This is a genomic window from Erwinia tasmaniensis Et1/99 (assembly GCF_000026185.1).
Lineage (GTDB): Bacteria > Pseudomonadota > Gammaproteobacteria > Enterobacterales > Enterobacteriaceae > Erwinia > Erwinia tasmaniensis.
Genome location: NC_010694.1, coordinates 2,781,966 through 2,794,517, shown reverse-complemented (window position 1 = coordinate 2,794,517; position 12,552 = coordinate 2,781,966). Strand labels below are relative to the sequence as shown.

Annotated in this window: 16 protein-coding genes and 1 other RNA gene; 7 read left to right on the top strand and 10 right to left on the bottom strand. The window is 52.5% G+C overall.

Annotated elements, in window-relative coordinates:
• Positions 1 to 5: 5 nt before the first annotated feature.
• Positions 6 to 320: an MGMT family protein gene (locus tag ETA_RS13625; protein WP_012442202.1), complete on the bottom strand. Its 315-nt coding sequence runs from the start codon at positions 318 to 320 to the stop codon at positions 6 to 8.
• Between the two features lie 134 nt (positions 321 to 454).
• Between ETA_RS13625 and ffs the strand changes: the two genes are divergently transcribed.
• Positions 455 to 551, top strand: an RNA gene (ffs, locus tag ETA_RS18890) — signal recognition particle sRNA small type.
• Between the two features lie 66 nt (positions 552 to 617).
• Here the strand turns inward: ffs and ETA_RS13620 are convergent.
• The 3 genes from ETA_RS13620 to ETA_RS13610 all read right to left on the bottom strand — a co-directional run bounded on the left by ETA_RS13620 (position 618) and on the right by ETA_RS13610 (position 1,743).
• Complete coding sequence (locus ETA_RS13620; RefSeq protein ID WP_012442201.1) at positions 618 to 836, bottom strand: HHA domain-containing protein; 219 nt, start codon at positions 834 to 836, stop codon at positions 618 to 620.
• Positions 837 to 865: 29 nt separating this feature from the next.
• Complete coding sequence (tomB, locus tag ETA_RS13615; protein WP_012442200.1) at positions 866 to 1,246, bottom strand: Hha toxicity modulator TomB; 381 nt, start codon at positions 1,244 to 1,246, stop codon at positions 866 to 868.
• Positions 1,247 to 1,389: 143 nt separating this feature from the next.
• Positions 1,390 to 1,743 (bottom strand): hypothetical protein, encoded by a 354-nt coding sequence (locus ETA_RS13610; RefSeq protein ID WP_012442199.1) that lies wholly within the window; start codon positions 1,741 to 1,743, stop codon positions 1,390 to 1,392.
• A 410-nt stretch (positions 1,744 to 2,153) separates the two neighbouring features.
• Between ETA_RS13610 and ETA_RS13605 the strand changes: the two genes are divergently transcribed.
• The 3 genes from ETA_RS13605 to ETA_RS13595 are packed head-to-tail and all read left to right on the top strand — an operon-like array spanning position 2,154 to position 4,584.
• On the top strand, positions 2,154 to 2,843 hold the full coding sequence (locus ETA_RS13605) for a metal ABC transporter ATP-binding protein (protein WP_157861809.1): 690 nt from the start codon (positions 2,154 to 2,156) through the stop codon (positions 2,841 to 2,843).
• Positions 2,840 to 3,709 (top strand): metal ABC transporter permease, encoded by an 870-nt coding sequence (locus ETA_RS13600; RefSeq protein ID WP_012442197.1) that lies wholly within the window; start codon positions 2,840 to 2,842, stop codon positions 3,707 to 3,709. Before ETA_RS13605 ends, ETA_RS13600 begins: the two co-directional genes overlap by 4 nt.
• Complete coding sequence (locus ETA_RS13595) at positions 3,706 to 4,584, top strand: metal ABC transporter substrate-binding protein (protein WP_012442196.1); 879 nt, start codon at positions 3,706 to 3,708, stop codon at positions 4,582 to 4,584. The genes ETA_RS13600 and ETA_RS13595 overlap by 4 nt, the downstream gene beginning before the upstream one ends.
• Before the next feature lie 104 nt (positions 4,585 to 4,688).
• Here the strand turns inward: ETA_RS13595 and ykgO are convergent, their stop codons facing one another.
• The 4 genes from ykgO to ETA_RS13575 form a co-directional block, all read right to left on the bottom strand.
• Complete coding sequence (gene ykgO, locus ETA_RS13590) at positions 4,689 to 4,832, bottom strand: type B 50S ribosomal protein L36 (RefSeq protein WP_012442195.1); 144 nt, start codon at positions 4,830 to 4,832, stop codon at positions 4,689 to 4,691.
• Positions 4,833 to 4,841: 9 nt separating this feature from the next.
• Positions 4,842 to 5,102, bottom strand: coding sequence for a type B 50S ribosomal protein L31 (locus tag ETA_RS13585; RefSeq protein WP_012442194.1), 261 nt, complete (start codon positions 5,100 to 5,102; stop codon positions 4,842 to 4,844).
• A 140-nt stretch (positions 5,103 to 5,242) separates the two neighbouring features.
• Positions 5,243 to 8,389, bottom strand: coding sequence for a multidrug efflux RND transporter permease subunit AcrB (gene acrB, locus ETA_RS13580; protein WP_012442193.1), 3,147 nt, complete (start codon positions 8,387 to 8,389; stop codon positions 5,243 to 5,245).
• Positions 8,390 to 8,405: 16 nt separating this feature from the next.
• Complete coding sequence (locus tag ETA_RS13575) at positions 8,406 to 9,599, bottom strand: efflux RND transporter periplasmic adaptor subunit (RefSeq protein WP_012442192.1); 1,194 nt, start codon at positions 9,597 to 9,599, stop codon at positions 8,406 to 8,408.
• Between the two features lie 141 nt (positions 9,600 to 9,740).
• On the opposite strand from ETA_RS13575, the gene acrR reads away from it, so the two are divergent.
• Positions 9,741 to 10,379 carry a multidrug efflux transporter transcriptional repressor AcrR gene (gene acrR / locus ETA_RS13570; protein ID WP_012442191.1) on the top strand — a complete coding sequence of 213 codons (639 nt, stop codon included), beginning with the start codon at positions 9,741 to 9,743 and terminating at the stop codon, positions 10,377 to 10,379.
• A gap of 7 nt (positions 10,380 to 10,386) precedes the next feature.
• On the opposite strand, the gene rsmS is transcribed toward acrR, so the two are convergent.
• Both rsmS and priC read right to left on the bottom strand, forming a co-directional pair.
• Positions 10,387 to 10,536, bottom strand: a complete 150-nt coding sequence (gene rsmS, locus ETA_RS18885) for a pleiotropic regulatory protein RsmS (protein WP_012442190.1) — start codon at positions 10,534 to 10,536, stop codon at positions 10,387 to 10,389.
• A 201-nt stretch (positions 10,537 to 10,737) separates the two neighbouring features.
• On the bottom strand, positions 10,738 to 11,274 hold the full coding sequence (gene priC / locus ETA_RS13565; RefSeq protein WP_012442189.1) for a primosomal replication protein PriC: 537 nt from the start codon (positions 11,272 to 11,274) through the stop codon (positions 10,738 to 10,740).
• 65 nt (positions 11,275 to 11,339) lie between these two features.
• Between priC and ETA_RS13560 the strand changes: the two genes are divergently transcribed.
• Positions 11,340 to 11,717, top strand: a complete 378-nt coding sequence (locus ETA_RS13560; protein WP_012442188.1) for a DUF454 family protein — start codon at positions 11,340 to 11,342, stop codon at positions 11,715 to 11,717.
• 153 nt (positions 11,718 to 11,870) lie between these two features.
• Entirely contained in the window at positions 11,871 to 12,422 is a 552-nt protein-coding gene (apt, locus tag ETA_RS13555; RefSeq protein WP_012442187.1) for an adenine phosphoribosyltransferase, read from the top strand.
• The last annotated feature ends 130 nt before the right edge of the window (positions 12,423 to 12,552 follow it).

The window sequence follows — 12,552 nt, the reverse complement described above, 5'->3', positions numbered from 1 at the left end:
CGCTATCACCCTTGCCAGCGATAGCGTTGCAGGCAGACTTTCCCCTCTTGAGAAACGTCAATACCCTCGCTTAGCAGTGCGCCGCGCTGTCTGGCAAAATCGTCACCGACCAGCGATATCTCACCTTTACGATTAATCACCCGATGCCAGGGAAGTTGGCTACCGTGGGGCAACCGTTTCAGAACCCCGCCGACCTGACGAGCAGCACGCGGTGATCCTGCCTGACGGGCTATATCGCCGTAGGTTGCGACCGAACCATAAGGGATAGCGGCGATAATGTGCCAGATTCGTTGTTGAAAGCTGTCCGCTTCTGGACCCATGGATGCTCCGTGACGGGGGAATAAAGGGGGGATCGTGCAAGAAAACAGCGGTCACCCTTAGGCGGCTTGCAATTGGCAGGGGCATCATTGATAATGCGTGCGTTCTGGTTATCCAGAGCACTCAATGGGGGCCCTGTTGGTTCTCCCGCAATGCTAATTTGTGAACTCGGTCAGGTCCGGAAGGAAGCAGCCGTAACAGATGACGCGTGTGCCGGGATGTAGCTGGCAGGGCCCCCACCCAATTCTGCAGTTGCCAGCTAATGACCTTTCAATCTCTTCTTCTTAATCCCTTTTGCGCTAACGGACAAACTTCCACACGGCGACTGGGACTTTATCGTACAGTTTATTCATAGTCAGTTCGGCAAGGCGGTGATCTGCAGCCGAATAAAATACAGCGAGTTCATCATCAGATAATTCGTACTTGTTCTTTTCAATCACGCGCTCCAGCGTGTCGATTGAACGACAACGTCTGAGGCGCATTAGATAATCAGTTTTCGTGAGAAGTTTTTCAGTCATTATTAAACCGTAGAAAGAGTTATGGGCTGCTAAAATGAATGGCTTGCCTGATTTTGGCTCATTACGCATTCTTTAGCAAAGATGTTAAATAAAAGTTTCGCTGATTTTTGCCAGCGTTGTAAGTCCTGAATGTTAATACCGTAATTGCTGAAAAGCATAAAAGTGTCGTCCATGTACTCATCAATCTGACTAATCAGATCGGCGTCTTCGACGTGCTTTATTTTGTAATTCATTGTGAAGGCTGCAATATGCTCTATCAGTTCATTAAGCTGTAGGTTGAACGTAGATGTCGGGTCATTAACCCAGCCGTGGTGGCTGTCGCCCAGCGTAGCCAAACCTTCGTCATAGAGGTTTTCACATAAGAATTTCAGTTGCGCAATATCATGCCTTCTCGGTGAGTATTCGTCCATCTTTTTCCCTCCATAGCTCGCTAAACATACCGTTAAGCTGCACTTTTAAACTTATTGTGCCAGGAATTGATAATTACGATGCGGCTATGAACGTTGACAAAATATAACCTGTTATAAAATATCTGTGTAGAAGTGACTAAATATTACAATTCGTCTGATGTTGTTTGACGGGTGTTATCCACAAACTCGAACACCAATTGATTAGGATTATAGCTAAAGTTGACCGACTGGTTGGATGTCTCATAGGCATCTATATCCAAACAGGCATTGAACAAGTTCCAGCGAAAGCTGTAGTTCATTTTATAACGCGATTGCCCTAAATGTTCCAGGGAAATAATTCTGATAGTGTCGGGAACATATCGCGCATTAGATGAATACCAATCAAGAGAACCTACCAGGTCATCCGCTATTTTGGGAATTATCTGTTCTATAGCTGACATTAATTCCAGCGGGTCTACATTAATTTGACTGTACTTTACGGATAAAGTTTTGTGCATTTCTTCCTCACAGGGTTACTTTTTCTTAACCAGGATAACGGCTATGCGCCGTGAAAATGGTAACCAGGTCACTACAGTATAGCCTATCGCAATGGTTTTTCGGCCGAATATCGACCATTAGCCCCTCTTCTGCATACTGTATAAACGATCGTCAGGCTCCCTCAACACATTACTTGAGGGGGCGCGGCATAACTGGAGTCATAATTAGATACATTTTACTTTTATCGGCGCTATCATTCCTGAGTTATCTTAAAGTTATGTTATAACATACCTATCAGGGCTATCGTGACGACCTCTTCGTGCTTTTTACGCTTCGGGACACTGCTTAGCTGCCCGGCCTGGCAGCGACTCATCTTAATTTTTCTTCCCGTTATGCTGCTCGTTTTACTGACAGGGTGGGCGATCAGCGGATGATGATGCTGAATCAACTGGTTGCTGGTTACCAGCGGCGTGGTGTCACCCCCCCTCTGACCGGTGAGCTTTCACCTGGCAGTATGACGGCTCTGGTGGGTTCCAATGGCTGCGGAAAATCAACCCTGCTTAAAACCTTATGCGGCATATTACCTCCGGTAAGTGGTTCGGTAAGCCTTTCGGTTCCATCTCCGTCCATAGGCTGGCTACCGCAGCACTCTGAGATTGAAAGAGGCTTTCCCATTACCGTATTTGACCTGGTGGCGATGGGGTTGTGGCGGCGCTGTGGCTGGTTACGTGGCATCAGTCGGCCGCAGCGGCTGCAGGTGATGTCGGCACTTGAGCGCGTCAACATGCTGCCTTTTGCCACTTCGGCTCCCGGTACGTTATCCGGTGGGCAATTACAGCGCGTTCTCTTTGCTCGCCTGCTGGTGCAGGAGGCCGAGCTTTTACTGTTAGATGAACCTTTTACCGGCGTGGACAGCGATACCGTTGAGCTGCTCCTGGTCTTGCTGGCAGAGCGACAGCGTGCGGGAAATACCCTCATCGTCGTGCTGCACGATATGGCGAAAGTGGCTCAACATTTTCCGCAGGTGTTGCATATCACGCCGCAGTGCGGCGAGTGGTACTGCCCCGTGCACGGCGTTAGCGATGCTGATCCCATTCGTGCTATGGGGCGTAGCATATGACGTTGATCCAGCCATTTATCGAATTTGCATTTATGCGGCGTGCGCTTGTGGCATGTGTCGCTCTTTCGCTTAGCGCAACGCCTCTCGGGGTTTTCCTACTGTTACGCCGCATGAGTCTGGTCGGCGACGCATTGTCACATGCGGTGCTGCCGGGTGCAGCGATTGGCTACCTGCTATCCGGCCTGTCGCTGGTGGCGATGGGGATAGGTGGCGCGATTGCCGGTCTGACGGTCGCGCTGATGTCAGCTGCCGTCAGTCGCTATACGCCACTTCGCGAGGATGCCAGCTTTGCTGGTTTCTATCTCGGCTCGTTGGCACTTGGCGTCACGCTGGTCTCACTGCGCGGTTCCAGCGTGGATCTGCTGCACGTGCTGTTTGGTTCACTGTTGGCGGTGGACAACCCATCCATCGTCTTAGTAAGCGGCGTCAGCGGCTGCACGCTGCTGGTTTTAGCGCTAATCTATCGCCCGCTGGTAATTGACGCCTTCGACGCAAACTTTTTGCGTGCGCAAAGCCGCTGGGCATCGCCGCTGGTGCACGCCGTTTTTTTGGTGCTGGTTGTCATCAATCTGGTCGCCGGATTTCAGGTGCTGGGTACCCTGATGAGCGTTGGGTTAATGATGTTACCCGCCGCCAGCGCCCGGCTCTGGAGTCGCCAGCTTTCAGGCACGTTGTTTGCGGCGATGATCGTTGCCAGCATGGCCAGTTTTGGCGGGCTGATTGCCTCATTTTATCTTTCGCTTCCTGCCGGACCTGCTGTGGTACTCGGGGCAGCAATCCTGTTCTTTATTTCCATTTTGATCGGCCCTTGTGGCGGCATCTTTGCCGTCAGCAAAATTTTTTTTAAGGCAAAGGAGTACATATGAAAAAGGTAATGATAGCGATAGCCATGTCGGCATTGATCAATGCCCCGGCAGCCATGGCGCAAACGGTACATGCCGTGGCCAGTTTTACCGTGCTGGCAGATATAGTAAAGAATGTGGGGGGAGAACATGTTGTGGTGAAAAGTCTGGTGGGGGCTAACGGCGATCCGCATAGTTTTGAACCAACGCCAAAAGACAGCCAGGCATTGGCGCAGGCGGACGTGGTGTTTGTCAGCGGGCTGGGAATGGAAGGGTGGATGGACCGTCTGATCGCCGCATCCGGCTATAAGGGGGAAATCGTAGTCGCATCCTCGGGTATTGAAACCATGAAGATGGAAGAAGATGGTAAGACAATCGCCGATCCCCATGCCTGGAACAGCATGCACAACGGTGTTATCTATGCCACGAACGTGATGAATGCGTTGATTGCCGCCGATGCTCAAGATGCAGACTACTTCCGCCGCCACGGGAGTGCCTATATTGAACGGTTAAAGCAGCTGGACAGCTGGGCACAGCAGGCATTTAGCGCTATTCCGCAGAACAAACGCAAAGTTCTCACCAGCCATGATGCCTTTGGTTACTTCGGCCAGCGCTATGGGGTGAAGTTCTTGTCCCCCGTAGGCTTTTCAACAGAGTCTGAAGCCAGTGCTTCCGAGGTTGCTGCACTGATCTCTCAGCTGAAGCGTGAGCATATCCATGCCTGGTTTATCGAGAATCAAACCGATCCTCGCCTGGTGAAGCAAATTGCTGCATCCAGTGGAGCGAAAGCGGGCGGGGAGCTCTATCCTGAAGCGCTGACGGTTAAAGGCGGAGAGGCGGACAGTTACATTGGCGCGTTTCAGCATAATGTCAAAGCGATGGTCGCCAGCATGCAGTAAGAAGCATGCTGCGGTCGTACTTAGGAACTCAAAAAGGGATAGCTTGCGCTATCCCTCGTTTCAGCGTGAAGCGGCGCAGCGTTGGTGCGCCGTAACGGTGTCGATCAGCGCTTTTTACCGCCTCTGCCCTGAACGGCTTTGAAGCGCGGGTTACTTTTGCAGATCACAAACACGCGGCCGTGGCGGCGAACAATTTTGCAATCTTTGTGGCGTTTTTTGGCCGAAGCCAGTGAGCTAAGTACCTGCATCATATCTCCTTATTTTTTCATCGCGCCAAGAAAGCTGCCAAATCTCTGATTGAAGCGTGCAGCACTGCCTTCTTTGGCAAAATCTTTTTGTTTGCCGGTGTAATAAACGTGCGAAGCGGAAGAAACATCCAGCGGCACATAGGGCAGTTCCTTGCCCTCATACTGGACGGTGCGGTCAGTTTTGATGGTGGAGCCTACGATAAAGTAAGCATCAGCCGTTGTGTCATGAAACGCAACCTGGCGGTAAGCTGGATGGATGTCCGATTTCATTATAGCCTCTAGTGTTATGTTATAATATAACATAAGTATGCTCCGCCGATACTTAAATTGCAACCGTAGAAAGGCCTTGTTCAGGGCAAAAAAAAGAGGCCGCGGGTGGCGGCCTCTTGTTTCATCACGACAGATGTCGCTTAGTGATTGTCTACAGCATGGCTGCGTTCGCCATCTTCTTTGTTCTTACCGAAGCGGCGACGCACCACCACGAAGAACACCGGCACGAAGAATATCGCCAGCACGGTGGCGGTGACCATACCGCCCATTACGCCAGTACCTACGGCGTTTTGCGCGCCGGAACCGGCACCGCTGCTGATAGCCAGAGGTAGAACCCCAAGGATAAACGCCAGCGAGGTCATCAGGATTGGGCGTAAACGCATACGTACCGCTTCCAGCGTTGCCTCGATCAGACCCTTACCTTCTTTATCCATCAGGTCTTTAGCAAACTCGACGATCAGGATGGCATTCTTCGCCGATAGCCCTATGGTGGTGAGCAATCCGACCACAAAGTAAACGTCATTGCTCAGTCCGCGCAGGGTCGTGAATATCAGCGCACCGATAACCCCTAGCGGTACCACCAGCATGACGGAGAACGGGATCGACCAGCTTTCATAGAGTGCCGCCAGACAGAGGAATACCACAATCAGCGAAATGGCATAGAGTGCCGGAGCCTGATTGCCCGATAAACGCTCCTGGTATGACATACCGGTCCAGTCATAGCCGATACCGGTTGGCAACTTACCTGCCAGCTCCTGCATCAGGTTCATCGCTTCACCAGAGCTCTTACCCGCAGCCGGCTGCCCCAACAGTTCCATTGAAGGCAGGCCGTTGTAGCGCTCAAGTCGTGGCGAGCCATAAACCCACTGTGCGGAAGAAAAGGCATTAAACGACACCATTTCGCCATTGGTAGCACGAACATACCAGTTACCAATATCATCCGGCAGCATGCGGTATGGCGCTGCCGCCATCACGTACACTTTCTTAACGCGGCCACGGTCAATGAAGTCATTAACGTAAGAGCCACCCCAGGCTGCAGCCAGCGTGGTATTGATATTAGATAACGATACCCCCAGCGCCTGAGCTTTTTCCTGATCGATAGACAGTTTGAACTGTGGGGTATCTTCCAGACCGTTCGGACGCACGCCGACCAGCGTATCCGGATGTTGAGCAATCATGCCCAGCAGTTGGTTACGGGCAGCGGTGAGTTTTTCATGCCCCAGGCCGCCCTGGTCGACAAGCTGGAAGTCGAAGCCGGTAGCGGTACCCAACTCGACGATAGCCGGCAGGTTGAACGGGATGACCATCGCATCTTTAATCGCAGAAAGTGCGGTCATGGCGCGTCCGGCAATCGCCGGAACTTTATTCTCTGCGCCCGGACGTTCATCCCACGGTTTAAGGCTGATAAAGGCGATACCGGTATTCTGACCACGACCTGCAAAGCCGAAGCCGTTAACGGTAAATACCGAATTAACGTTCGCCTTCTCATTATTCAGGTAGTAATCGGTGACCTGGTCCAGCACTTTTTCAGTACGTTCCTGGGTCGCGCCAGCGGGCAGCTGTGCCATGGTCAGGAATACGCCCTGGTCCTCTTCCGGTAAGAATGAGCTGGGCAGACGCAGGAACAGGAAGGCCATGCCCACCACGATCAGCAGATAAATCAGCAGATAACGACCGGTGCTGCGCACGATGTGGCCCACGCTGTCGGTATAATGGTGGGTGCTCTTGTCAAACATACGGTTAAACCAGCCGAAGAAGCCGGTGGTTTTACCATGTTCGCCTTTAGCAATCGGCTTCAGCATGGTGGCACAAAGTGCCGGGGTGAGAACCAGCGCAACGATGACCGAAAGCACCATCGCAGAAACAATGGTAATTGAGAACTGACGATAGATGACGCCGGTGGAGCCTCCGAAGAAGGCCATCGGAATAAATACCGCTGACAGCACCAGCGCGATGCCGACCAGCGCGCCCTGAATCTGATCCATCGATTTGCGCGTGGCTTCTTTCGGCGGCAGACCCTCTTCGGCCATCACGCGCTCGACGTTTTCCACCACCACGATGGCGTCATCCACCAGCAGCCCGATGGCCAGAACCATACCGAACATCGTCAGGGTGTTTATCGAATAGCCAAAGGTGTTGATAATGGCAAAAGTACCCAGCAAGACCACCGGCACCGCAATCGTTGGGATCAGCGTGGCGCGGAAGTTCTGCAGGAACAGGTACATCACCAGGAACACCAGCACGATGGCTTCGACGAGCGTTTTAACCACTTCGTTAATTGAAATTTTAACGAAGGGTGTGGTGTCGTACGGATACACGACTTTCAGCCCTGACGGGAAGAACGGTTCCAGTTTGCTGAGTTCCGCTTTCACCGCCGATGCGGTATCCAGCGCATTAGCGCCGGTCGCCAGCTTGATCCCCAGGCCGGAGGCCGGTTTACCGTTGAAGCGGGCAATAATCTCGTAGTTCTCACCGCCCAGCTCAATATGCGCTACATCGCTTAACCGTACGCGAGAACCATCGGTATTGACCTTCAGCAGGATCTTACCGAACTCTTCCGGCGACGTCAGACGCGTTTGTGCAATGATTGAAGCATTCAGCTGCTGGCCTTTAACCGGCGGTGAACCGCCCAGCTGACCCGCCGCGACCTGGGCGTTCTGCGTGTTGATGGCGCTGATAACATCCACCGGGGTCAACTGATAATTATTCAGCTTATGGGGATCCATCCAGATACGCATCGCATACTGCGCCCCGAACAGCTGGGTATCGCCCACACCGGTAACACGACTGATCGGATCTTTGATGTTAGACCCAACGTAGTCGGCGATGTCGTTCTGCGTCATGGTGTCATTATCATTAATGAAACCGGCAACCATCAGGAAGCTACTGGAGGATTTTTGAACCTTTATCCCCTGTTGTTGCACTTCCTGCGGCAGCAGTGGTGTTGCCAGCTGCAGTTTGTTCTGCACCTGCACCTGAGCGATATCGGCATTAGTACCGGACTCAAATGTCAGAGTCAGCTGTAACGCGCCAGATGAGTCGCTGCTGGAGCTCATATACATCAGGCCGTCGATGCCGTTCATGTTTTGTTCGATAACCTGCGTGACGGAGTCCTGCAGGGTTTTCGCATCGGCACCCGGATAAGCCGCAGTGATCTCAATTGCCGGTGGAGCAACGTTAGGATATTGCTCAATCGGCAGTTTCAGGATCGACAGCGCGCCCGCCAGCATAATAATGATGGCGATAACCCAGGCAAAGATGGGGCGATCGATAAAGAACTTAGCCATGTGTCAACGGCTCCTGTTAAGACTTCGGTTGTTCAGACTGCGCCTGGGACGCTGCTTTGTCGCTATCGTCGCTGACTTCCTGTGGCGTCACCGTGGCACCGGGTTTCACCCGCTGCAGGCCAGTGACAATGACGCGATCGCCAGCTTTGAGACCGCCAGTGACCAGCCACTTATCGCCCATCGCCCGATCGGCCGTCAGGTTACGCACCTCAACCTTGTTATCCGTGCCAACCACCAGCGCAGTCGCCTGGCCTGTTGGCGTGCGCGTTACACCCTGCTGAGGAACCAGCAGTGCGTTCGGGTTAGTACCTTCTTCCAGGCGTGCGCGAACAAACATGCCCGGTAGCAGGTTATGATCTGGATTTGGGAAGATGGCGCGCAGAGTAATCGAACCGGTTGTCTCATCAACGGTAACATCGGAAAATTCTAATGTTCCGCTCTGGGGGTATTCGCTACCGTTCTGTAAAAGCAGCTTAACTTCAGCTTTTCCATTGGCCTGCTGTAGCTTGCCGGAAGTCAGCTCATCGCGCAGGCGCATAAAATCTTCACTGGGCTGGGTCACGTCAACGTAAATGGGGTCAAGCTGCTGTACGCTGGCCAGTGCGGTCGTTTGCGCACTGGTCACCAGCGCCCCTTCCGTCACTGAAGACTTACCGATGCGTCCGCTGATAGGCGAGGTCACTTTGGTATAAGCAAGATTAATGCGTGCTGTTTCCACCGCGGCCCGTGCCGCAACAACGGCAGCAGCCGTCTGGCTTTGCGTCGCGGCAGCCGTATCGTATTCCTGCTGGCTGATATATTTGGTACCCAGCAACGGTTTATAGCGTTTCACGGTGGTGGCGGCGATCTGCGCGTTGGCCTGTGCCTGTGCTAAATCGCCTTTAGCGCTATCGTATGCCGCCTGATAGGTGGCCGGATCTATTTGATATAAAGACTCGCCGGCCTTGATATCGCTGCCCTCAACGAAGTTGCGTTTCAAAATAATGCCAGAAACCTGTGGGCGAACTTCAGCGACACGGAACGACGAGGTACGACCTGGCAAATCGGTAGTAATCTTAAGCGGGGCGCTTTTTAACGTCGTAATGCCTACTTCTGGCGCGTGCTGCTGACCAGCCTGCTGCGATGATTTGTTATCGCATGCAGTCAGCACCAGGCTGCCTGAAAGCATAAGAACGGCCGTCAGAGGCGTAAACCCTCTGTTTTTTTTCATAAATAAACCTCGAGTGTCCGATATCGATTGTTCAATGGATAACAAACCCATAAACCCATTGCTGCGTTTAAATTATAGTCATGCTATGGTACATACATTCGCAAATGTATGTAAGTCTAACGCGTTGTAAATCATACCTCCATGGCACGAAATACCAAACAACAAGCACAGGAAACGCGCAATCACATCTTAGATGCTGCTATAAAGCGTTTTTCTGAACATGGCGTGGCCAAAACGTCACTGGCAGACATTGCCGCAGGCGCTGGCGTGACGCGAGGTGCAATTTATTGGCACTTTAAAAATAAAACCGATTTACTCAACGAAATCTGGGCTCAATCCGAATCGGGTCTTGCGGCCCTCGAAATTGAGTATCAATCAAAATACCCTGCCGATCCACTTTCTGTGATGCGGTCGATGCTACGATATGTGTTCGAAGCAACGGCAACCGACCAAAAAAGACGCGCTCTTATGGAGATCATTTACCATAAATGCGAGTTTGTGGGCGAAATGGCCACCCTCCAACTGATGCAGCAGAACCTCTACCTCGAATGTTATGAAAAGATAGAACTTTTGCTGGTCGGGTGCATTGATGCACAACAACTTCCTGAAAACCTGGACACCCGACGCGCAGCGGTAGTCATGCGGGGTTATGTAAGCGGTATCATGGAAAATTGGCTGTTTATGCCCGATAGTTTTGACCTCGCCGCCGATGCTCCGCAGCTGGTGGAAACCCTGATCGATATGTTGACTCACAGCACTTCCCTGCGCAAACCGGGCTGATGATCTGTTATGACTGCCTATGTGCCTTTTGTTCAAAATCGCGCTGAACGATCGCCAACGCGGCCAGCACGGTTTCAGGGGCAATGTGATTTTCTTCGAGTAGCATAATCAAATCGACGGCAAGTTTGACTTCTTCTGGCGCGTTTTCCAGCGACATAGCATTTCCTTATGAGGTGAAAAGCACAGGCTGCCCGTTCAAGATCGGCAAAATTGTCACCCTGCCGCCATTATTAACCCTTCAGCCACTGCTGATATCAGCGTCGATTGACGTTCAAACGGTGAACGGTAGCCGCGTGCTGGCGCGATGGGGAAAAGACCGCAGGCCAAAAGGCCCACCGGCTAAAACGATTTGGCTATCTTATAACCCGCGTTCACGGTTTTCAATGGCACGCTCAATCCGTTTCAGCGCCTGAAGGCAGCGCTGTAAACGCCCCTCTAGCGCTGCCAGTTCGCGCTGTAACTGCTGCTGCTGTATCAGCGTTTCCTGCTGTGCCAACAGACTCTCGCGGTCGCCTATCATGGCGCGCAGACGGCGCTCAAAGTCCTGGTGCTCTGCCAGCTTTTCGTACAAATTCTCTTTGAGCGCAACCGGCCGGGCCTCACCGCTACGCATTTTTTGCGTGGCGATTTCTCGTTGCAGCGCGCCGATCTGCAACACGACTCGTTCGGACATCCATGCAACGCTCACGGTGCGGTTATCACTCACGCTCTGCGTAAGCCGTGCCAGATTTTGACGAATTTCCAGTAAATAATCGCCAAGTCGGGTGCTGTGGCAATGAAATAACTGGTGGTCAAAGCGCGCCTGTGTCGTACGCTTATTGGCATGAGGCTCTACGGCCTGCGCCAGCTTTTCAACCTGTATTTCCAGCTGTTGCAATAGAACTGCGCTTTTCATTGGCTTCTCCCAGGCGTGAATCCCGGTATGATACCTGAATCTGACTTTTTTTATGCGGGTGCGCCATGCAACGTTACCTCCTGATGACCCTGGGCTGGTTAGCCGTGATATTAGCTACCGTCGGCGTTGTCCTGCCGCTATTACCGACCACGCCTTTTTTACTGCTGGCAGCGTGGTGTTTTGCGCGCTCTTCGCCGCGCTTCCATCACTGGCTGTTGCACCGTTCGGTGTTTGGCCGCTATCTGCGTTACTGGCAGCAGCACCGCGCCATGCCGCCGGGAGCTAAGGGCAGGGCGGTGTTGTTTACCCTGTTGACCTTTGCTTTTTCGCTATGGATGGTCAGCATTTTGTGGCTTCGGCTCCTTCTGCTGGCAATTCTCTGCATCCTGCTCATTTTTATTATCCGGTTACCGGTGGTCGATGAAGGGCAACAAAATCCCTGATTCGCTGAATACGGTTGCAATTGTCCGGCGATTTGCATAGATTTGGTCGTTTTCGTGCGCGGCTTCCCTTCGACGTTTGAATTTCACGCAGCATTCATTGCCGCGTGGGATGAAGCTGCGCGAGTCAGATTTGTATTTATCAGGCATAACATTATGACCGCGACTGCGCAGCAGCTAGAATTTCTTAAAAACAGTATCCAAAGCATCCCGGATTATCCTAAACCGGGCATTCTCTTTCGTGATGTCACCAGCCTGCTGGAAGATCCGAAAGCGTATGCGTTGAGCATTGAACTGTTGGTTGAACGCTATCGTCATGCGGGTATCACCAAAGTGGTGGGCACCGAGGCTCGTGGTTTCCTGTTCGGCGCTCCGGTCGCTCTGGGACTGGGCGTTGGCTTTGTGCCGGTACGCAAACCGGGCAAGCTGCCGCGTAAAACCTTTGCTGAAGATTACGCGCTGGAGTACGGCACCGATACCCTCGAGCTGCATTGTGATGCAATTCAGCCGGGTGACGTTGTGCTGGTGGTTGATGATTTGCTGGCAACAGGTGGAACCATCGAAGCCACGGTGAATCTGATCCGGCGTGCAGGTGGCAGCGTAAAAGATGCCGCCTTTATCATTAATCTGTTCGATCTGAGCGGCGAAGCGCGCCTGAAAGCACTGGGCGTTGAAAGCTACAGCCTGGTGAGCTTCCCAGGCCACTGATTGCAATGGGGCAGCCTGGCCTGCCCCGTTTTTCATTGTCGGTTGTTCTTCCTTTCATCCTTCCTTATCTTCTCTGTCATGATGCTGACCTCTGCCTGCCAACCGATGCGCCAGGCGTGATAAAGTGACG